17 protein-coding genes are annotated in these 20,121 nt (G+C 69.5%); 11 read left to right on the forward strand and 6 right to left on the reverse strand.

Annotated elements, in window-relative coordinates:
• The first annotated feature begins 75 nt into the window (after window positions 1-75).
• From gabT to AADV74_RS11950, 8 genes are all read left to right on the forward strand, one after another.
• Window positions 76-1,458 carry a 4-aminobutyrate--2-oxoglutarate transaminase gene (gene gabT / locus AADV74_RS11915; RefSeq protein ID WP_342114310.1) on the forward strand — a complete coding sequence of 461 codons (1,383 nt, stop codon included), beginning with the start codon at window positions 76-78 and terminating at the stop codon, window positions 1,456-1,458.
• Window positions 1,455-2,933, forward strand: coding sequence for an NAD-dependent succinate-semialdehyde dehydrogenase (locus AADV74_RS11920; protein ID WP_342114312.1), 1,479 nt, complete (start codon window positions 1,455-1,457; stop codon window positions 2,931-2,933). The genes gabT and AADV74_RS11920 overlap by 4 nt, the downstream gene beginning before the upstream one ends.
• Before the next feature lie 133 nt (window positions 2,934-3,066).
• Entirely contained in the window at window positions 3,067-4,425 is a 1,359-nt protein-coding gene (locus AADV74_RS11925) for a flavin monoamine oxidase family protein (protein ID WP_342114314.1), read from the forward strand.
• The gene (locus AADV74_RS11930; RefSeq protein WP_342114316.1) at window positions 4,422-5,297 is read left to right on the forward strand and encodes a universal stress protein; all 876 of its coding nucleotides are present in this window, start codon (window positions 4,422-4,424) and stop codon (window positions 5,295-5,297) included. Before AADV74_RS11925 ends, AADV74_RS11930 begins: the two co-directional genes overlap by 4 nt.
• Window positions 5,298-5,308: 11 nt before the next feature.
• The gene (locus AADV74_RS11935) at window positions 5,309-6,880 is read left to right on the forward strand and encodes an APC family permease (protein ID WP_342114318.1); all 1,572 of its coding nucleotides are present in this window, start codon (window positions 5,309-5,311) and stop codon (window positions 6,878-6,880) included.
• 67 nt (window positions 6,881-6,947) lie between these two features.
• A complete protein-coding gene (locus AADV74_RS11940; RefSeq protein WP_342114320.1) occupies window positions 6,948-7,955 on the forward strand; it encodes a LacI family DNA-binding transcriptional regulator in 1,008 nt (335 codons plus the stop codon).
• 216 nt (window positions 7,956-8,171) lie between these two features.
• The gene (locus AADV74_RS11945; protein ID WP_342114322.1) at window positions 8,172-9,674 is read left to right on the forward strand and encodes an APC family permease; all 1,503 of its coding nucleotides are present in this window, start codon (window positions 8,172-8,174) and stop codon (window positions 9,672-9,674) included.
• Window positions 9,671-11,287: an amidohydrolase gene (locus AADV74_RS11950; RefSeq protein ID WP_342114324.1), complete on the forward strand. Its 1,617-nt coding sequence runs from the start codon at window positions 9,671-9,673 to the stop codon at window positions 11,285-11,287. Before AADV74_RS11945 ends, AADV74_RS11950 begins: the two co-directional genes overlap by 4 nt.
• 158 nt (window positions 11,288-11,445) lie before the next feature.
• Here the strand turns inward: AADV74_RS11950 and AADV74_RS11955 are convergent, their stop codons facing one another.
• Window positions 11,446-11,805 (reverse strand): hypothetical protein, encoded by a 360-nt coding sequence (locus tag AADV74_RS11955; protein ID WP_342114326.1) that lies wholly within the window; start codon window positions 11,803-11,805, stop codon window positions 11,446-11,448.
• Window positions 11,806-11,897: 92 nt separating this feature from the next.
• Window positions 11,898-13,832 carry a PspC domain-containing protein gene (locus tag AADV74_RS11960; RefSeq protein WP_342114328.1) on the reverse strand — a complete coding sequence of 645 codons (1,935 nt, stop codon included), beginning with the start codon at window positions 13,830-13,832 and terminating at the stop codon, window positions 11,898-11,900.
• Window positions 13,833-13,945: 113 nt separating this feature from the next.
• Between AADV74_RS11960 and AADV74_RS11965 the strand changes: the two genes are divergently transcribed.
• Genes AADV74_RS11965 through AADV74_RS11975 form a run of 3 tightly spaced genes read left to right on the forward strand, consistent with a single transcriptional unit; the run spans window position 13,946 to window position 16,271 of the window.
• Window positions 13,946-15,190, forward strand: coding sequence for a PspC domain-containing protein (locus tag AADV74_RS11965; protein ID WP_342114330.1), 1,245 nt, complete (start codon window positions 13,946-13,948; stop codon window positions 15,188-15,190).
• Window positions 15,183-15,848: a LuxR C-terminal-related transcriptional regulator gene (locus tag AADV74_RS11970; protein WP_342114332.1), complete on the forward strand. Its 666-nt coding sequence runs from the start codon at window positions 15,183-15,185 to the stop codon at window positions 15,846-15,848. The genes AADV74_RS11965 and AADV74_RS11970 overlap by 8 nt, the downstream gene beginning before the upstream one ends.
• 36 nt (window positions 15,849-15,884) lie before the next feature.
• Window positions 15,885-16,271, forward strand: coding sequence for a DUF1304 domain-containing protein (locus AADV74_RS11975; protein WP_342114334.1), 387 nt, complete (start codon window positions 15,885-15,887; stop codon window positions 16,269-16,271).
• Window positions 16,272-16,361: 90 nt separating this feature from the next.
• Here the strand turns inward: AADV74_RS11975 and AADV74_RS11980 are convergent, their stop codons facing one another.
• The 4 genes from AADV74_RS11980 to AADV74_RS11995 are packed head-to-tail and all read right to left on the reverse strand — an operon-like array spanning window position 16,362 to window position 20,098.
• Entirely contained in the window at window positions 16,362-17,018 is a 657-nt protein-coding gene (locus AADV74_RS11980) for a response regulator (protein ID WP_342114337.1), read from the reverse strand.
• Window positions 17,015-18,289 carry a sensor histidine kinase gene (locus AADV74_RS11985; RefSeq protein ID WP_342114339.1) on the reverse strand — a complete coding sequence of 425 codons (1,275 nt, stop codon included), beginning with the start codon at window positions 18,287-18,289 and terminating at the stop codon, window positions 17,015-17,017. Before AADV74_RS11985 ends, AADV74_RS11980 begins: the two co-directional genes overlap by 4 nt.
• Window positions 18,290-18,347: 58 nt before the next feature.
• Window positions 18,348-19,157: an ABC transporter permease gene (locus tag AADV74_RS11990; RefSeq protein ID WP_342114341.1), complete on the reverse strand. Its 810-nt coding sequence runs from the start codon at window positions 19,155-19,157 to the stop codon at window positions 18,348-18,350.
• Window positions 19,154-20,098 (reverse strand): ABC transporter ATP-binding protein, encoded by a 945-nt coding sequence (locus AADV74_RS11995; protein ID WP_342114343.1) that lies wholly within the window; start codon window positions 20,096-20,098, stop codon window positions 19,154-19,156. The genes AADV74_RS11990 and AADV74_RS11995 overlap by 4 nt, the downstream gene beginning before the upstream one ends.
• Window positions 20,099-20,121: the final 23 nt, after the last annotated feature.

Below are 20,121 nucleotides of genomic sequence, written 5' to 3' on the forward strand. Positions count from 1 at the left end.
GCCATCGGCTCACGCCGAGAGCGGGTCTAGCATCGCCACATCGCACGTCACCCTCGCACCATCTGGAGACCGCTCATGACCCTCGTCGAATCCGCGCCCACGTCTGCCGTCACCGGGGGCCCGAGCCTGCCGCAGGAACGCCGCCTCGTCACCGCCATCCCCGGACCCAAGTCGATCGAGCTGATGAGCCGCAAGACCGAGGCCGTCGCGGCCGGAGTCGGGGCCACCATCCCGATCTTCACCGCTGCCGCCGGCGGGGGAGTCGTCGTCGACGTCGATAGCAACTCGCTCATCGACCTCGGCAGCGGCATCGCCGTCACAGGTGTCGGCAACTCCAACCCGCGCGTCGTCGCCGCCGTCGCAGAGCAGCTCGAGCGCTTCACCCACACCTGCTTCACCGTGGCGCCCTACGACTCCTACGTGGAGGTCGCCGAGGCCCTCAACCGCCTCACCCCCGGTGACTTCACCAAGCGCAGCGCCCTGTTCAACTCGGGCGCCGAGGCCGTGGAGAACGCCGTGAAGATCGCCCGACACTACACGCGCAAGCAGGCCGTCGTAGCCTTCGACCACGCCTACCACGGTCGCACCAACCTCACGATGGGCCTCACCGCCAAGAACCAGCCGTACAAGAACGGCTTCGGCCCGTTCGCCCCCGAGATCTACCGCGCACCGCTCTCGTACCCGTTCCGCGACGGCGGCCTCGACGGCGTCGAAGCCGCCGAGCGCGCCATCCTGCAGATCGAGAAGCAGATCGGCGTCGAGAACCTCGCCGCGCTCATCATCGAGCCCATCCAGGGCGAGGGCGGCTTCATCGTTCCCGCCGACGGCTTCCTGCCCACCCTGCTCGCCTGGACCCGCGCCAACGGCGTCGTGTTCATCGCCGACGAGGTGCAGACGGGCTTCGGCCGCACCGGCCAGTGGTTCGCCAGCGATGCCGAGGGCATCGTGCCCGACATCATCGTGACCGCCAAGGGCATCGCGGGCGGACTGCCGCTGTCGGCCGTCACCGGTCGCGCCGAGATCATGGACGCAGCCCAGGTCGGTGGCCTCGGCGGCACCTACGCCGGCAGCCCCATCGCCTGCGCCGCGGCCCTCGCCACGATCGACGCCTACGAGAACGACGGCCTCATCGAGCGCGCGGCCGCCATCGGCGAGGTGCTCCTCGGTCGCCTCAACGAGCTCGCGGCATCCGACCCTCGCATCGGAGACGTGCGCGGTCGGGGTGCCATGGTCGCCATCGAGCTGGTCGACCCGGCCACCGGAGCTCCGGATGCCGCCATCACCGGTCGCGTCGCGGGCGCCGCCCACAAAGCCGGCGTCATCGTTCTCACCTGCGGCACCTACGGCAACGTGATCAGGTTCCTGCCACCCCTCACCATCGGCGACGACCTGCTGCTCGAGGGCCTCGGCGTCATCGCCGACGTTCTCGCAGCCGACACCGGGGCGGTCGCAGCATGAGCGCCACGGTGACGGCATCGCGCGAGGCCGAGCTGCTCGCATCCGTTCCCCACCAGCTCTTCATCGGCGGCGAGTGGACGGATGCCGCTGGCGGTGCCACGCTCGACGTGCGCGACCCGGCCACCAACGCCGTCATCGCGACGATCTCCGACGCCTCCGTCGAGGACGGCGCCCGCGCGCTCGACGCCGCCGTCGCCGCCCAGGCCGACTGGGCGGCCACCGCACCCCGTGTGCGCGGCGAGATCCTGCGGAAGGCCTTCGACCTGCTGCAGGAGCGCAAGGAGGACTTCGCCCTCCTCATGACGCTCGAGATGGGCAAGCCCCTCGCCGAGGCGCGCGGAGAGGTCGCCTACGGCGGCGAATTCCTGCGCTGGTTCAGCGAGGAGGCCGTGCGCATCAGCGGTCGCTACGGGCTCAATCCAGAGGGCACCGGCCACATGCTCGTGTCGCAGCAGCCCGTCGGCCCCTGCTTCCTCATCACGCCGTGGAACTTCCCGCTGGCGATGGCGACGCGCAAGATCGCGCCGGCGCTCGCCGCGGGCTGCACAGTGGTCGTGAAGCCGGCCGAGCTCACCCCGCTCACGACGCTGGCGTTCGTCGCCCTGCTCGTCGAGGCGGGCCTGCCCGCCGGAGTCGTCAACGTGATCACCACGTCGACGTCGTCGGCCGTCTCGGGTCCGATCATCGCCGACCCGCGCCTGCGCAAGCTCTCGTTCACCGGCTCGACCGGTGTCGGCCGCAAGCTCATCGAGCAGGCGGCCACGGGCATCCTCCGCACCTCGATGGAGCTCGGCGGCAATGCCCCGTTCGTGGTGTTCGAGGACGCAGACCTCGACAAGGCCGTCGACGGCGCGATGCTGGCGAAGTTCCGCAACATCGGCCAGGCCTGCACCGCAGCCAACCGCTTCATCGTGCACGAGGCCGTGGCTGTGCAGTTCGCCGCCAAGGTCGCCGAGCGCGTGAAGGCGATGGCCGTGGGCCGTGGCACCGAGGACGGCGTGGCCATCGGCCCGCTCATCAACGACGCAGCGGTCTCGACCTCGCTGGAGCTGGTGACGGATGCCGTCTCCCGTGGCGCCTCGGTGCTCACCGGGGGCAGCGCCGTCGACGGCGAGGGCAGCTTCTTCGAGCCGACAGTGCTGACCGACGTTCCGGCCGACAGTCGCATGCTCCGCGAGGAGATCTTCGGTCCGGTGCTGGGCATCACGACGTTCAGCGACGAGGATGAGGCTGTGCGCCTCGCGAACGGAACGGAGTACGGCCTCGTGTCGTACGTCTTCACCGAGAGCCTGGCGCGCGGACACCGCATGATCGAGCGCCTCGAGACCGGCATGATGGGCCTCAACGTCGGCGTCGTCTCCAACGCGGCCGCGCCGTTCGGCGGGGTCAAGCAGTCGGGCATCGGCCGTGAGGGCGGGCTCGAGGGCATCCACGAGTACCTCTCGACGAAGTACACGCTCATCCCCGTCTCCTAGCCGACCACCGCTCGCTGAGGGCCGAGCGAAGCGACCGCCCGAAGCGCAGAGGGCGACGCACCCCAGCAGCGCTTCGACCGCGGACTTCGTCCGGGCCTCAGCGACCGAGAACTGAAGAAGGAACACACGCACCATGCAGAAGATCGAACGCGACGTCGTCGTGATCGGAGCCGGAGCATCCGGACTCACCGCCGCCACCGAGCTGCGCAAGGCCGGCCTCACCGTCGCCGTGCTCGAAGCCCGCGACCGCGTCGGGGGCCGCCTCTGGACCGACGACATCGACGGCGCAACGCTGGAGATCGGCGGCCAGTGGGTGTCACCCGACCAGGACGCCCTGATCGAGACCCTCGATGACCTCGGGCTCGAGACCTACGAGCGCTACCGCGAGGGACTCAACGTCTACATCGGCCCGACCGGTGAGAAGCGCACCTTCGAGGGCGAGATCTTCCCCGTGGCAGCGCAGACCGAGCAGGAGATCGTCACGCTCATCGAGAAGCTCGACGCTCTCGTGGCAGAGATCGACCCGGACCAGCCGTGGGCGCATCCGCTCGCCAAGGACCTCGACGAGATCTCGTTCAGCCGCTGGCTCGAGACGCAGACCGAAGACGAGGAGGCGCGCGAGAACATCGGCATGTTCATCGCCGGCGCGATGCTCACCAAGCCCGCCCACGCGTTCTCCGCCCTGCAGGCACTCCTGATGGCGGCATCCGCCGGCAGCTTCTCGAACCTCGTCGACGCCGACTTCATCCTCGACAAGCGCGTGGTCGGCGGCCTGCAGCAGGTGCCCCTCCTGCTCGCCGAGCGCCTCGGCGACGACGTGCACCTGAACTCGCCTGTGCGCACGCTGCGGTGGGGGCCGGACGGCGTGACCGCCATCAGCGAGAACGTGGAGGTCAGCGCCCGCTTCGCCGTGCTCGCGGTGCCTCCCATCCTGATCAGCCGCATCTCCTACGAGCCGCCGCTCCCGCGTCGGCAGCAGCAGCTGCACCAGCACCTCTCCATGGGCTTCGTCATCAAGGTCCATGCCGTGTACTCGACGCCGTTCTGGCGCACCAATGGCCTCTCGGGCACGGCGTTCAGCCCCTACGAGCTGGTGCACGAGGCCTACGACAACAGCTACCACGGCGACCCGCGCGGCACCCTCGTGGGCTTCGTGGCCGATGAGGCGGCCGACGGCGTCTTCGCCGTGAGCGAGGAGGAACGGAAGCAGCGCATCCTCGAGTCACTGTCGCACTACTACGGCGACGAGGCCCTCACCCCCGAGGTGTTCTACCTGAGCGACTGGGGAAGCGAGGAATGGACCCGCGGCGCCTATGCCGCGAGCTTCGACATGGGAGGCCTGGCCCGCTACGGCGCAGACCTGCGCACCCCCGTCGGGCCCATCCACTTCTCCTGCAGCGATCTGGCGGGCAAGGGCTACCAACACGTCGACGGAGCCATCCGCATGGGCATCGAGACCGCCGCCGCCATCGTGGAGCGGGCGGGCGCATGAGTGCCGCGCCCCGCATCGTCGCCGGCTACACAGCCGACGACTCGGGGGCAGACGCCCTGGCCCTCGCCGGACGTCTCGCCCGCGCCAGCGGTGCGCTGCTCGAGGTGGTCATGGTACTTCCGAGCGAGGCTCGCAACGCCTCGGTGCCGACGGATGCCGGCTACGAGCGCTTCCTCAAGGAGCAGTCGCGCGCCTGGCTGACCACGGCGTCGCGCGCCCTCGGCGACGATGTCGAGCGCGCCCTGCACATCCGCTACGCCGAATCGTTCGCCGAGGGGCTCATCCAGGCTGCGCACGAGTTCGGCGCCAGGCTCATCGTCGTGGGCGCCGCGCGCGGAGGCCTGTTCGGCCGGTCGCGCATCGGCTCGGTCGCAGACGAGCTGCTGCACTCCTCCGACGTGCCCGTCGCACTGGCGCCGGCCGGGTCGCGCGAAGTGCCCGTGGACCTGGGCGTCACGCGTGTCACGACGATGATCGGAACGCGCCCGGGGGCGGATGCGCTGCTCGAGGCATCCGTTCGCCTGGCCCGACAGACCGAGACGCCGCTGCGGCTGCTCTCGCTCGCCTCGATCGACCTGCCTGCAGGACTCGACGAGCACCTGGCAGCCCTCACCGGAAGCGCCCACGCCGACGAAGTGCTCGACGAGGCCCGCCGCGCCCTCCCCGATGGCATCGCGGCGTCGGCAGCCACGGCGACGGGCTCGAGCATCGAAGATGCCGTGCGCGCCCTCGACTGGGAGCCAGGCGAGATGGTGCTGGTGGGCTCGAGCCGCCTCGCAGCACCCCGACACCTCTTCCTCGGTTCGACAGCGGCCAAGATGCTGCGCGAGCTCCCCGTCCCCATGATCGTGGTGCCCCGCACCACCGCCTGAAAGAGGCAGCAATGACGCACCCCTCAGACCCGCAGGCACCGCTCACAGCGGCCAGTTCCGCCATCCCCGGCACGGCAGCCGGCAGTGAGACAGCGAAGAAGGGCAAGGGCCTGAGCGCCGGCTCGGTCGGGCTCATCGGCGCCATCGTCATCGGGATCTCGTGCATCGCCCCGGCCTACACGCTCACCGCGGCGCTCGGTCCGACTGTCTCCGAGGTGGGGGTGCAGGTTCCCGCCATCATCCTGGTCGGGTTCATCCCGATGCTGCTCGTGGCCTTCGGCTATCGCGAGTTGAATCGACGGATGCCGGACTCCGGCACCTCGTTCACCTGGGCCACCCGGGCGTTCGGGCCGTGGGTGGGCTGGATGGCCGGATGGGGCCTCATCGCGGCGACCATCCTCGTGCTGTCGAACCTCGCCGGCATCGCCGTGGACTTCCTGTTCCTGCTGATCTCGCAGATCGTCGGCAACCCCGACATCGCCGAGATCGCGATGAACCCCTTCGTCAACGTGGTGACCTGCCTGCTCTTCATGCTGGGTGCGACATGGATCTCCTATCGCGACATGCAGACCACGCAGAAGCTGCAGTACTGGCTCGTCGGATTCCAGGTGCTCGTGCTCGTGCTCTTCTCGGTCGCGGCACTGGTGGAGGTGGCCAACGGCAACGCCTTCGACGCCACGGCCATCGAGTGGTCGTGGTTCAACCCGTTCGCCATCGACTCGTTCAGCGCGTTCGCCGCCGGCCTCTCGCTCTCGATCTTCATCTTCTGGGGCTGGGACGTGACCCTCACGATGAACGAGGAGACCAAGGGCTCATCGAAGACGCCCGGCCAGGCAGCCACCATCACCGTCGTCACGATCGTGATCCTCTACCTGCTCATCGCCGTCTCGCTCATCGCGTTCGCCGGCGTCGGCGACGGGGAGTACGGCCTCGGCAACCCCGACATCCAGGACAACGTCTTCTTCCACCTCGCCGGCCCCATCCTCGGACCGCTCGCTGTGCTGGTCTCGCTCGCCGTCCTCACCAGCTCGGCATCGAGCCTGCAGTCCACATTCGTCTCCCCGGCGCGCACCCTGCTGGCCATGGGCCACTACGGCGCTCTGCCGGAGAAGTTCGCGAAGGTGAGCCCGCGGTTCTTCACCCCCGGCTATGCCACCATCGTGTCGGCGATCGTGGCCTCGGTCTTCTACACGGTGATGCGCTTCCTCAGCGAGAACGTGCTGTGGGACACCATCACGGCACTCGGCATGATGATCTGCTTCTACTACGGCATCACGGCGTTCGCCTGCGTCTGGTACTTCCGCGCCCAGTGGTTCCGCTCGGTGCGGAACGTGTTCTTCACCCTGCTGTTCCCGCTCATCGGCGGCGTCATCCTGGGCGTGCTGTTCTTCACGACGCTCATCGACAGCATGGACCCCGACTACGGCAGCGGGTCGTCGGTCGGCGGCCTCGGCCTGGTGTTCGTGCTCGGCATGGTGGTGCTGCTCGGCGGCGTCGTCGTGATGCTCTGGCAGTGGCACAAGCGCCCCGCCTTCTTCCGCGGCGAGACGCTGACGGCGGCTGAGACCGAGTCACCGGAGTAACCCGGTCGCTGAGGCCCGGACGCAGTCCGCGGCTGAAGCGCCCCGGTGCCGTGCCTAGACTGACGAGGTGCAGCAAGCCCCCGACGTCATCACCCTCCAGCATGTCGCCGATCGGGCCGGCGTCTCCAGGGCCACGGCCTCCCTCGCGCTGAGCGGCAAGGGGCGGATCGCGCCGGCCACGCGTCAGCGCGTGAAGGATGCCGCCGACGATCTCGACTACGTCGTCAACGTCATGGCCCGCAACCTGCGGGGCTCCCGCTCCGGTGCCATCGGCCTCTACGTTCCCGACCACACCCTGAGCTTCAGGTACTACATGGACGTGGCGTTCGGCGCGGTGGAGGAGGCTCAGGCCTCCGACCTTCTCGTCACCCTGATGCCCACGGCATTCGCTCCACGCTCCGGAATCACCGAACACCTCGACGGCTTCATCATGATCGACCCCATCGACGGCGACCCCATCGTCGAGCGCCTGCTCTCGGGGCGCAGCCCCGTGGTGAGCGGCGAAGACGCACCGGCCGACGCCGAGGAGCCGTACGGCGTCGTCTACGGCGACCACCGTCGCGGAATCCGCCTTCTGCTCGATCATCTGTGGGCGAACGGATGCCGCCGGCCCGCGTGCCTGCTGCCCGACCGTTCGATCGCCTGGGGCCGCGGCATGCAGGACGGCTACAGGGAGTGGTGCGCCGAGAAGGGCATCGCGGAGCACATGCTCGTCGGCGACTTCCAGTCGACGACGGAGCAGGTGCGCGGCCTGCTCGACGGCTTGCTGGGCGCCCTCGACGGTGTCGACGGCATCATCGCGGCCCCTGAAGGCACGGCTCTCATCGCACTCGACGCCATCCGCTCGGCCGGATTGGAGATCGGGCACGACCTGCTGCTCGCCAGCTACGTCGACAGCGACTCGCTCGCTCTGGTGGAGCCCTCGATCACAGCGCTCGACCTGCATGCCCGCGAATTCGGACGCCAGTGCATGCAGCTTCTCGCGGACTCCCTCGACGGCGGCTCCCGGCGAGGAGAGCGCGTCGAGGTCGCGATCTCCGTCATCGAGAGGCGATCCACGCGACGGATTCCGTAGACATACTGCATCAGAAATGCGGATTTAGTCGTGCAAAATCGGTTATGCAATACGAAATAAATAGTGCATAATCGATTTACTTTACGAAATCGGTTGAATTTCGTGACGTGCTCGAAACATCTGACTCCTACCGTCGACACCATCGCAATCGCCTATCGAGCCGTCATCACCGATCTGGATCGCTGACACGAACGACTCGAGCAAGGGAGCTCAGCCATGGAACTCATCGACACGTCACCCGCATCGGAGCAGGATGCATCCGTGACCGCATCAGCCACCGCGCCACAGGACTCGCAGTCCCTCCGCACGAATGCCCTGGGCACTGGGGGCATCGTGTTCATGGTGATCTCCGCGGCCGCGCCCCTCACGATCATCGCCGGCGTCGCGCCGCTGGCCATCCTCATCGGTGGCGTCTCGGCGCCGCTGGCGTACACCGTGGCCGGCATCATCCTGGGCATCTTCGCGATCGCCTTCATGGCCATGACGCGTTACGTGAAGGCACTCGGCGGTTTCTACACCTACATCACGCAGGCCCTGGGCAAGGCCGTCGGCCTCGGCGCCTCCTTCGTGGCTCTTGTCTCGTACAACGCGTTGCAGATCGGCCTCTACGGCCTCATGGGCACGCAGGGTCACGAGATGCTCGAGAAGGAGTTCGGCATCGACGTCCCCTGGTGGGTCATCGCCGGAATCGGCATCGCCGCGGTCTTCCTCGTGGCGTGGCGCGGCATCGACGTCGGTGCGAAGGTGCTCGGCGTGCTGCTCGCCCTCGAGGCGCTCATCCTCATCGTGCTCGCCGTCGTGATTCTCGCGCAGGGTGGTGCGGACGGCATCACGTTCGGCACCCTCGATCCGGCGAACCTGTTCAACCCGGGCATGTTCGCCATCCTCGGTGTCGGCTTCGCCGCTTTCATGGGCTTCGAGTCGACCGCCCTCTACCGCGAGGAGGCGCGCGACCCGAACAAGACCATCCCTCGAGCCACCTACATCTCGGTGATCTTCATGGCCGTCTTCTACGGCTTCATCCTCTGGGCGATCATCATTGGCCTGGGAGAGGCGAACGCGGTTGCTGCTGCAGGTGAGAACCCGGCCGGACTGGTCTTCGCCGAGGCCGGCCAGTACCTCGGAGCCTGGGCCGAGCTGGTCATGTACCTGCTGATCCTCACGAGCGTCTACGCCTCGCAGCTTGCCTTCCACAACGCCATCAACCGCTACACCTTCTCACTCGCCCGCGATGGGGTGCTTCCGAGGGTGCTGCACCGCGTCGACCCGAAGACAGGATCGCCGGTCGTCTCCGGGCTCGTGCAGACAGCGCTCGCCGTCATCGTCGTCGGTGCGTTCGCCGTCTTCGGCCTCGACCCGTACCTGCAGTTGCTGCTCTGGGTGAACAGCCCCGGCGTCATCGGCATCATCGCCCTGCAGGTGCTGACCTGCATAGCCGTGGTCGTCTTCTTCCTGCGCAACCGCGAGCTCGCGCGCAGGTGGTACGTCATCCCCGCAGCCATCGTGGCCGGGGTGCTGCAGATCGCCATCCTCTGGGTGCTGTGCACATCGTTCGACCTGCTCACCGCTGCAGGCCCGGCCGTCAACGCCATCCTGATCGCGATCACCCCGGTCACCTTCCTCATCGGCGTCGTACTCGCCGCTGTCTGGAAGCGCACTCGCCCCGACGTCTACGCCGGCATCGGCGGAGCGAGCGAGTACACCGAGGTGACGCGATGAACGCCACGTGCGACCTGCTCGTGCTCGGGGGCTCCGTACTGACCCCCGAGGTGCTCGATGGCGAGGCGGCATCAGCCGGCTTCGTCGCGATCAGCGGTGGAGTCATCGTCGGGGTCGGGCCCGCGTCGGACTCCGACCGGTGGGATGCCGCTCGTGTGGTGGATCTCGGCGACGCCACCATCAGCTCGGGATTCATCGACGCGCACATCCACCCGATCATGGGCTTGCAGATGACCCGCGGCGTCGACCTGTCCGGGCTCGTGGAGTGGGAGCAGGTTCGCGCGGCACTCGCGGCGCACATCAGCGCCCGCGATGACCCGTGGATCTTCGGATGGGGTCTGGACCCCAACGCCTTCGGGTCGGGGGAGGCGTCGTTCTCCCTCTTCGACGGCATCGACGGGGGCCGCCCGGTCTATGTCACCCTGTTCGACGGGCACTCGGCCGTGGCCTCCCGGGAGGCGCTGCGCGTCGCCGGCATCACCGGCCGCGAGACCTTCGCGGACGCTTCGAGCGTGGTCGTCGACTCGCTGGGCGCTCCCACCGGGCTGCTGCTCGAGCTGAGTGCACAGGCACTGGTGTGGCCGCACCTGCCCGAGCAGACCTTCGCCGATCGGGTCGACGCTCTCGAGGCGCTGTTCCGCGGCATGGCCGAGTCGGGTCTCGTGGCGGGCCAGATGCTCGATCTCTCGGCTCCGGACTCGTTCGAACTTCTGGAGGCCGTCGAGGCGCGCGCAGAGCTCGGCATCCGTCTGCGCATCTCTCCCTTCGTCATGCCCGGTTTCACGGATGCCGACCTCGACCAGGTCGTGGCTCTGCAGGGCACCGGCGGTCGGCGCTGGCACGTGAAGGGCGTCAAGCTCATGATCGACGGCACCATCGACAACGGGACAGCCTGGCTGTTCGAACCAGATGCGCGAGGCGAGTCGACCGATTCGCTCTGGCTCGACGAGGAGGAATACCGCCGCGCCGTTGCATTCCTGCACGATCGAGGCATCCCGACGACCACCCACGCCATCGGAGACAAGGGCATCGCCTTCGTCGCGGAGACACTGGCCGCACTGGGCTCGAACGGCACACAGCACCGCATCGAGCACATCGAGACACTGCCGGACGACGTGCTCGACACCATCGCCCGGGCGGGCATCGCGGCCAGCATGCAGCCGACGCACTGCACCCACTACTCCCGGGCCGATCACACCGACAACTGGTCGACGCGACTCGGTGACGAGCGTGCCGATCGCGCCTGGCGCATCGGCGACCTGCGTCGGCGTGGGGTGATCGTGACCCTCGGATCCGACTGGCCCATCGCACCCTACGACCCGCGGGCCTCGCTGGGTTCCGCGGTGCTGCGACGCCCTACGGGGCGTCTCGAGGTCGAGCCGGTCCAGCCGCAGCAGGCCATCTCTGCGGCAGCGGCGGTCGAGGGCTACACCAGCCAGTACTGGCGCTCCGTGGGTGAGGACGGTGGCCGGCTCGAGGTCGGACAGCGCGCCGACATCACCGTGTTCGCCGACAACCCGTTGACGACGCATCCTGACGCCTTCGCCGAGTCACCGGTGCTCCTGACGGTTGTCGATGGCGCGATCGTCGTGGATCGGGTGCCGGCTCGCTGAGCTCCGACCTCGCCAACCACCTACTCGCTGAGGGCCGAGCGAAGCGACCGCCCGAGGCGCCCACCACCCGCTCGCCACTTTTGGCCGCTTCAGCCTGAGCTGAGCGGCCGTAAGCGGCGAGCGGGCGACTGGGAAGCGCCCGCGACTCCGTCCGGGCCTCAGCGAGCGGGTCGAGCGCGCGTCGCTCGCCGCAGGATGCCTGCGAGGCCGGCCACGAGCAGCAGCCCGCCGAGAGCGAGCACCGCGTAGAGCGCGAAGGTGCCCGGGGTGAGCGTCTCGAGCCACGACGAGAAGTCCTGGCGGCGCTCGACGTCGGTGACGATCACGAGCAGCACGGAGGCGATCGCCGCGAAGGCGAGTCCCCAGACGATGGCGGCCCAGCGGATGACGGGCCCGGCCGGGACGGATGCCGCCGGTGTCGGGGAACCGAGCGTCGTCGACGCGGCATCCGGCGCAGCGGCATCCGTCGCCGTCGTGCCGAAATCGTACGGCGTGGTCGGGTTCGAGTCTGTGCTCATGGTCGTTGCCCCTCGAGATTGGTGACCTGGATTCAACCGGTCGGTCCGTGAACGGTGATGGCGGCTCTGCGTATCCTGGTCGTCGCTCATGGTCAGTTCTCCTCGTGGACGGTGACCTGGATGCCGCCGGTCAGTCCGTGGATGGTGATCGCGGCGTCGGGCGCTGTGCCGATGCCCGGGCTCTCACCGACCACCCCGACGAGGTGCATGTCGCCGTCGGCGTCGGTCACCCGGCTGAGGTCCTGCCCGTCGGTGTACTCGCCGTCGGCGCCGACTGTCCACACCGAGGAGTAGCCCGAGGCGAGCTCGGCGTCGATCTTCACCGTGGCTCCGTCGTAGACGTCGAGGTAGACGTTGCCGGCGCCCAGGGTGATGTCGACCTTCTGCGTGCCGGGCAGCGCCGCCGTGCTCGCGGCCGCCGTGATGAACGCGGTGCCGGCCGGGAGCAGGTAGCTCTTCGATCCGTCGAGCCCGATGGAGTTGTCGCCGAGGAGCAGGTGATCGGTGCGGGGGACCGCAGCCGACCCGATGGCCAGCACCAGGGCGGCGATCGTCACGAAGGCGAGGAAGCCGCTGCGCCGACGCAGCAGGCCGGCGACGATCATCGAGAGCGCCGACACGAGGGCGGCGACGGCGAGTCCGATCGTCACGGCGTAGGCGCCGTTCACTCCGTCGAGTGCGGTGATCGCGGCGATCGATCCGGCCACGAGGCCGGCGCCGAGGGTGGCGACGATGTAGGCGAAGCTGGTGCGCGGGCGGGTGAGCTTGCGCAGGCGCCTGGCCTCGTCGGCACGAGCGGTGAAGGCTGCGGCGCGCGCCTTGTTGTCGGCGACGAGCTGAGCTCGCGCGGCGCGGTTGGCGTCGGCCTGCGACTGCCGCCACGCCTCGTGGTCGACACGCCAGGCGGCGTGCTGGGCCTTCCACGCCTCGTACTCGTCCGTGCCGGGGTCTGTGCTGGCCGGCTGTGTCGGGGCGACGGGCTCGGTGCCGTCGAGGGCGGCATCCGTCACCGGAGCTGTCTGCGTCGGGTTGGGGACTCCGGATGCCGCTGCCGCGGTGGGCGCGCCGTAGGCCGTGGCGGTACCTGCGGCCGCCTCGGCCTCGTACTGCGCGAACGCAGCCTCGGGGGAGGTCGAGGCGGAGCGCGACGCCAGGTCGGAGGTGCGGTTGCGGCGCACCAGCCAGATGATGAGGGCCGTGATGGCGCCGATGAGCGCGATGGTCCAGAGGAAGCGGATGCCGTAGACCCACGGGCTCGACGTCCAGAAGCTGCCGTACTGGATGTCGTTCCAGGCGTCGCCGTAGAACGGGTCGCCGCCGATGGCGAAGGGCGAGAGACCGAGCAGCACGAGGATCGCGATGCCCACGAGGGCCTTGTCGAACACTCCGCGCAGCAGCTGTTCGAGGTGGATGCGCCCGGTGAGGTCGGGCAGCAGCAGCCAGGCGAGGCCGTAGAGGAGGAAGACGGGAACGCCGAACAGGGCGCACACGACGAGGACTCCGCGCACGATGATGGGGTCGATCGAGAGGCGGGCGCTCACGCCGGCAGCCACACCGCCGAGCCAGCCCGGGAGGCGCGGAACACCGAGTGAGCGCATCCAGCCGAAGAAGCCGGTGTCGGGAGCGGATGGTGCTGCACCGGAGGAGGGTGCGCCTGTGCTGCCTCCGGTGCCCCCGGTGCCGCTGCCTCCGGCGCCCCCGGTGCCGCTGCCTCTGGTGCCTCCGGCGCCCCCGGTGCCTCCGGTGCCGTCGGCGCCGCCAGCCGCGGAGCCCGCTCCGTCAACTGCGGCTGAGCCGTCGGTGTGGCCCGTGTGTCCCTCGTCGCCTTCGCCGCCCGGGATGCGGCCGGCGGATTCGCCCCCCGGCGATCCGCCGGCCGTGCTCCCCGCGTCTGCTTCGGCAGTGCGTGCCGTGGCATCCGCGGGGATCATGGCAGTCGACGCCGCATCCGTCGTGCTGCTTTCCGTGTCCGGTGCCGCGGACTCGGAGCCGGACGATTCTTCTGATGGGGTCTGTTTCACTGCCATATCTCGATGGTGCCGCCCGGGCACTCGGCTCGCTATCAGGTACGACCCTGACCGCACCCTGACTTCTCCCTGCCGTCCTCCCGGGGTCGACCGTCGCGTGATTGGATTCAGGAGTGTCAACAGCATCCGCCCGCCGTCTGAACGCGCAGAACGCGCGGTCGGGCGCTCCCCGCAGCGCCGGCCCCGTGCCAGCGCTCGTGCGCGACCGCGACTGCTACGTCGCCGGGGTGGCCGGCGGGCTGGCGACGCACCTGGGCTGGTCGCCGCTGCTGGTGCGCGTCATCTTCCTCGTCACGGGTCTGATCGGCGCCGGAGTGCTGCTCTACATCTGGCTCTGGGCCTTCACGCCGTGGGCTGAGCCGACGGATGCCGCCCCTCGCGTCACGCGTCGGGCCCCCGTCGCCTGGATCCTCGTCGCCCTCACCATCGGCGGCGCCGTCACGGCCATCGGCCAGGCTCTCACCACGTACGACGTGGGCGTCGGCGGCGCGGTTCCGTGGATCCCGACGGTCGTGATCACGGTGCTCCTCGCGGTGGCCGCCGGGGCGTGGGCGAGCTTCATCGATCGCCGCGACCCCGAGCGCGGGCGCCGCACCGAGCTCGCGGTGCGCCTCGTGGCCACGGGCGCCCTCACCGTGCTCGCGGTGGTGCTGCTCACGGGGCCGAGCGCCGATCAGGCTCCGACCCTCGTGTTCCTCGCCGCGCTGTTCGTCGTCATCGGCATCGGGCTGCTCTATGCGCCGTCGCTCGTGACGCTCTGGAACGACCTCACCACGGAGCGCGTCGCGCGCATCCGTGACGAGCAGCGCAGCGAGATCGCTGCTCACCTGCACGACTCCGTGCTGCAGACCCTCGCCCTCATACAGAATCGCGCCGGCGCCTCGAGCGAGGCCGGCCGCCTCGCCCGCGCCCAGGAGCGGGAGCTGCGCAGCTGGCTGTTCGAGGGCGATTCGCCCGCCGACAGCGATCTCGCCTCAGACCTCCGCGACTTCGCCTCGGCCCTCGAACTCGACTACCCCGTGCACATCGAAGTGGTGGCCGTCGGATCGTCCACCGAGCGCGCCAGCGGCGAGCTCGCAGCTGCCGCGCGCGAGGCCATGCTCAACGCCGCCCGGCACGCCGGGGGCGACGTCTCGGTCTACATCGAGGGCGCGGCGACGGCGGTCGACGTGTTCGTGCGCGATCGCGGGCCCGGCTTCGATGTCGCATCCGTCGCCTCGGATCGTCTCGGCGTTCGCGAATCGATCATCGGACGGATGCGGCGAGCCGGCGGCCGCGGCACGGTCGGCCCGGGTGCCGGCGGCGTGGGCACCGAGGTGCACCTGCGGTTCGAGACCGGGGAGGCAGCGCGTGGCTGATCAGATCACCGTGGTCGTCGTCGACGACCACTCCATCTTCCGCTCCGGACTGCGGGCCGATCTCGACGACTCGGTGCTCGTGGTCGGCGAGGCCGACGACGTCGACTCCGCCATCGCGGTCATCACCGCTGCGGCGCCCACTGTGGTGCTGCTCGACGTGCATCTCCCGGGAGGGACGGATGCGGCATCCTCCGGCGGCGCCGAGGTCATCAGGCGCACGGCGGCCCTCGTGCCCGGCACGCGCTTCCTGGCGTTGAGCGTCTCGGACTCGGCGGAGGACGTGGTGGGAGTGATCCGTGCCGGTGCCCGCGGGTACATCACCAAGGGCAGCTCGGGGTCGGACGTCAGCCGTGCCGTGCACGCCGTGGCCGGCGGCGACGCCGTCTTCTCACCGCGGCTGGCCGGGTTCGTGCTCGACGCCTTCGGTGCTGCCGGCGGCGAGATCGCGTCGACGGATGAGGAGCTCGACAGGCTGTCGGCCCGCGAGCAGGAGGTGATGCGCCTCATCGCCCGCGGCTACGCCTACAAGGAGGTGGCGGCGACGCTGTTCATCTCGACCAAGACCGTGGAGACCCACGTGTCGAGCGTGCTGCGGAAGCTGCAGCTGTCGTCGCGGCATGAACTCACGGCCTGGGCGACGGCGCGCAAGCTGCTGTAGCTGCGTCATCCGCACCGCCGGTCATAGGGTGATGGCATGCTCATCGCCAGCCTGGTCATCCTCTCCATCGCCGCCCTGATCCACGTCTACATCTTCGTGCTGGAGTCAGTGCGCTGGACCGAGCCGTCGACGCGCAGGACGTTCGGAACCACCGCCGAGACCGCGGAGATCACGAAGGGCCTCGCCTTCAACCAGGGCTTCTACAACCTGTTCCTGGCGATCATCCTCGCCATCGGCGTGGTCTTCCTGGCGGTCGGCTCGCTCGAGATCGGCGCGGCACTCGCGTTCGCGAGCGCCGGGTCCATGGTGGCCGCCGCCCTGGTGCTCATCCTGTCGGACCGCACCAAGGCCCGCGCCGCGATGGTGCAGGCTACGGCCCCGTTGCTGGGCCTGGTGCTGCTGCTCGTCGCCCTGGCGCTCTGAGCTCGACTTGTCAGTTGTGGCTGGGTGCGGCATCCGTCACCCGACCACAACTGACAAGTCGTCTCCTGAGGCGAGGTGAGGCGAGGCGGGCTAGAGAAGGCCCAGCTCCATCGCGCGCGTCACGGCGCGGGTGCGGTCGCTCACGGCGAGCTTCTCGAAGACGTGCAGGAGGTGAGTCTTGACCGTGGCCTCGCCGATGAAGAGCGCGGCCGCGATCTGCGGATTGCTGTGGCCGGCCGCCACCAGGCTGAGCACCTGCAGTTCGCGTGCCGAGAGCCGCGGTGTGTCTGCCGCCTCCGGGACCTGCGTTCCCATGCGCACTCGCTGCACGAGCATGGCGGCGATGTTCGGGGCGAGCACGGTCTGCCCTCGGGCGACGGCGCGCACCCCCTCGATGATCTCGGCCTGCGGAGCCGCCTTCAGCAGGTAGCCGCTGGCCCCGGCCTCGATGGCGCCGATGATGTCGTCGTCGGTCTCGTACGTCGTGAGCACCAGCACCCGCGTCGCTCCAGTCGCCCCGGCAGCACCGCTCGCGGCCAGGATGCGGGCCGTCGCCTCGACGCCTCCGACGCCCGGCATACGCAGGTCCATGAGCACGAGGTCCGGCTGCAGTTCGGCCGTCAGGCGCTGCGCCTCCTCGCCGTCCGACGCCTCGCCGACGACCTCGATGTCGTCGGCCGTCGCGAGCAGCCCCACGATGCCCGCGCGCACGATGGGGTGGTCGTCGGCGACCACCACCCGGATCACGGCGTCACCCCGTTGCGCCAGCTCGGCAGGCCCGTTTGCTGGGCATCGGATGCAGCGACGCCGCCGCCGGCATCCGTCCCCGCGGTCTCAGCAGCGGACGAGGCGGGGACTGCAGGCGCGGCGTTGGCCACGGGCAGCGTGATGGTCAGCGTCGCTCCACCGCCCGGCGTCTCGCCGACGGTGAGGTGTCCGCCCACGAGCCCCACCCTCTCGCGCATGCCGGCGAGGCCGAAGCCGCCCGATGCCCCGTCGGGAACCCCGGCGAGCCCCGACCCGTCGTCGCTGATGGTGAGCACGATCGCGTCGTCCCGGCTCTCGATGCGAACTGATGCCGTGGCTGCCCGCGCGTGCTTGCGCACGTTCGCGAGACCCTCCTGTGTGCAGCGCAGCAGCACCACCTCGCGTTCGCGGTCGAGGCCCTCGGCATCGACCGTCGTGCTGACCAGCACGCCGGTCTCGCGCTGGAACCTCTCCGCCAGCCGCTCGATCGCCTCGGCCAGGCTCGACCCAGACGGCACCGCCGCCATCGACGCCACCAGTGAGCGCGCCTCGGTGAGTGACTCGCGGGCGAGGGCCTCGATCATCTCGATGCTCTCGACGGCGCGCTCCGATCCCTCGAGAGCCGCCACCTCCCCACGGGCACGTTGCGCCACCATGACGAGTCCGGTGAGGCTCTGCGCGATGGTGTCATGGATCTCGCGGGCCAACCGCTCGCGCTCGCTCGACACCCCGGACTCGCGGGAGAGCGCAGACAGTTGGCCCTGCGCGGCCTGCAGGTCGGAGAGCAGCTGGGCGCGCTCCTCGCCGTACTCCGCGATGCGGGTGATCCAGAGGCCGAGCGCGAGCGAGAACATGACCGACAGGGCTGCGATCGCGATGCCGTTCCAGAGGCCGCCCATGCCGTAGCGGGCCGTGTAGCCGACGACGACGGCCGAGCCGACGAGCAGGTTGGCGAAGACGGCACTGCGCGTGTTCGTGGCGATCGACCAGGCGAAGGGGTAGAGGAAGGTCTGCAGGATGGCGAACGACGGCTCGAAGGCCACGCCGACAGCGAGGATGACCGAGAACCCCAGCACGGCGACCGCATCGTGCGGGCTGGGAGGTGCGGTGATGCGCCAGCGAGCGTAGGCGAAGTAGAACACCAGGAATGCAGCCGTGGACGCCCAGGCGCCCCAGTCCGAGGCGATGAGCGAGCCGGCGATCGCCGAGATCGCGGCCACCACGACCGCGACCGCGACCGCGGCCACGTCCCACCAGCGTCGGTTCTGCACGGCTCTACTCTGTCACCAACGTGGCGGGCGGCATCCGTGAACGAATCGAGGCGACCCGTCAGGCATCCTTGCGGATCCAGCGGAACGTGAGCCGACTGAGCACCAGGCCGATCACGAGCCAGACCAGGAGGGCGATGGCGACGGCGCCGAGGTCCCAGGTTCCACCCACCTCGAGCGTCTGGAAGTCCTCGGGCAGGAAGACCGCGCGCATGCCCTGTGCCATCCACTTGAGCGGGAAGATGCTGGCGATGTTCTGCATCCACTCGGGCAGCAGGTAGAACTGCAGGTAGACACCCGAGATGAACTGCAGGATCAGCACGATCGGGATGACGACGGCGGTCGCGCTGCGTCCGGACCGCGGAAGTGCCGAGAGGGCGATTCCGAGGAATGCCGAGGTGATGACGCCGAGCACGAAGACCCACGCGAAGGTGAGCCACTTCGACGGCTCCGTGGGCAGGGCGATTCCGAAGAGGGTCCCGGCCACGAGGAGCAGGAGTGCCGCCTGCAGGATGCCCGTCACGAAGACCTGCCCGATCTTGCCGAGGAAGTAGCTCACGGGGGAGAGCGGAGTGCCGCCGAGGCGCTTGAGGGTGCCGTCGCCCTTCTCACCCGCGATGTCGACGGCGAGGTTCTGCACGCCGGAGAGCAGCATGCCCGCTGCGAGCATGCCGGGGAGGTAGTACGCCCCGACGCTGATGGTCGTGGTGCCCGGCCCCGCGCTCACGTCTCCTGACGAGCTGAAGGCCGTCGTGAAGATTCCGAGCATGATGAGCGGGAACAGGAAGGTGAAGAAGACGGCGTCGGGGGTGCGGAAGTAGCTGGCCGTCTCGTAGCGCACGCGGGAGGCGCCCAGGGTGACGATGCTCATGCGAGCACCTCCTCGTCGTCGGCGGCCGGTGCGGCCGGTGCGGCCGCTGCCGGTGCCGCGGCTACCGGCGTCGCGGCCGCCTCTGTCGCGGCCTGCGAGTCGGCGACCAGGCGCAGGTAGATGTCCTCCAGGCTCGGGCGGATCACCTCGAGTTCAGGCGGTTCGTGGCCGAACTCGGCGCACAGGGCGCTGACCAGGGCGCCGGGCTCGGGCGTCCTGCGTTCGCGCAGGCCGTCGCGATCGCGCCAGCGCACCCGCGGGATGCGTGCGTCGTCGCCGCCGATCTCGTCGAGCGTTCCGATGTCGATGAGCTTGCCGCCCGCGATGACTCCGACACGATCGCTCAGCTGGGCGGCCTCGTCGAGGTAGTGGGTGGTGAGCAGAATGGTCGTCCCCTCCGATTTCAGCTGACGGATGAGGGTCCAGAAGTCGCGCCGGGCCTCGGGGTCGAAGCCCGTCGTCGGCTCGTCGAGGAACAGCAGCTCGGGCCGACCGATGATGCCGAGGGCCACGTCGACCCGACGACGCTGGCCGCCCGAGAGCCGGCTGATGCGGGTCTTCGCCTTCTCCTGGAGTCCGACGGCGGCGATGACCTCGTCGACGCTGCGCGGGTTCGGGTACAGGCCCGCGAAGTGCCGCAGCTGCTCGGACACCGTCATGACGCCGGATTCCCCACCGGACTGCAGCACGATGCCGAGGCGGGCCTTCCACGCCAAGCCACCCTTGCCGGGGTCGGTGCCGAGCACGCTCACGTCGCCCTCGGTACGGTCGCGGTAGCCCTCGAGGATCTCGATCGTCGTGGACTTGCCTGCGCCGTTCGGGCCGAGCAGGGCGAAGGTCTCGCCGCGGTGGATGTCGAAGCTCACACCGTCGACGGCGTGGTGGTGCCCGTACTTCTTGTGCAGGTCGCGCACCCGCACGACGGATTCAGGTTCGGTCATGCCCCCAGAGTGGCAGCGGCGGC

The sequence above is a fragment of the Leifsonia stereocauli genome (assembly GCF_038432415.1).
Classification (GTDB): Bacteria; Actinomycetota; Actinomycetes; order Actinomycetales; family Microbacteriaceae; genus Orlajensenia; species Orlajensenia stereocauli.

Excerpts from the sequence above, each read along its gene's own strand:
- gabT (WP_342114310.1), top strand. The coding sequence starts at position 76 with ATGACCCTCGTCGAATCCGCGCCCACGTCTGCCGTCACCGGGGGCCCG.
- AADV74_RS11920 (WP_342114312.1), top strand. The coding sequence starts at position 1,455 with ATGAGCGCCACGGTGACGGCATCGCGCGAGGCCGAGCTGCTCGCATCC.
- AADV74_RS11925 (WP_342114314.1), top strand. The coding sequence starts at position 3,067 with ATGCAGAAGATCGAACGCGACGTCGTCGTGATCGGAGCCGGAGCATCC.
- AADV74_RS11930 (WP_342114316.1), top strand. The coding sequence starts at position 4,422 with ATGAGTGCCGCGCCCCGCATCGTCGCCGGCTACACAGCCGACGACTCG.
- AADV74_RS11935 (WP_342114318.1), top strand. The coding sequence starts at position 5,309 with ATGACGCACCCCTCAGACCCGCAGGCACCGCTCACAGCGGCCAGTTCC.
- AADV74_RS11945 (WP_342114322.1), top strand. The coding sequence starts at position 8,172 with ATGGAACTCATCGACACGTCACCCGCATCGGAGCAGGATGCATCCGTG.
- AADV74_RS11950 (WP_342114324.1), top strand. The coding sequence starts at position 9,671 with ATGAACGCCACGTGCGACCTGCTCGTGCTCGGGGGCTCCGTACTGACC.
- AADV74_RS11955 (WP_342114326.1), bottom strand. The coding sequence starts at position 11,805 with ATGAGCACAGACTCGAACCCGACCACGCCGTACGATTTCGGCACGACG.
- AADV74_RS11960 (WP_342114328.1), bottom strand. The coding sequence starts at position 13,832 with ATGGCAGTGAAACAGACCCCATCAGAAGAATCGTCCGGCTCCGAGTCC.
- AADV74_RS11975 (WP_342114334.1), top strand. The coding sequence starts at position 15,885 with ATGCTCATCGCCAGCCTGGTCATCCTCTCCATCGCCGCCCTGATCCAC.
- AADV74_RS11990 (WP_342114341.1), bottom strand. The coding sequence starts at position 19,157 with ATGAGCATCGTCACCCTGGGCGCCTCCCGCGTGCGCTACGAGACGGCC.
- AADV74_RS11995 (WP_342114343.1), bottom strand. The coding sequence starts at position 20,098 with ATGACCGAACCTGAATCCGTCGTGCGGGTGCGCGACCTGCACAAGAAG.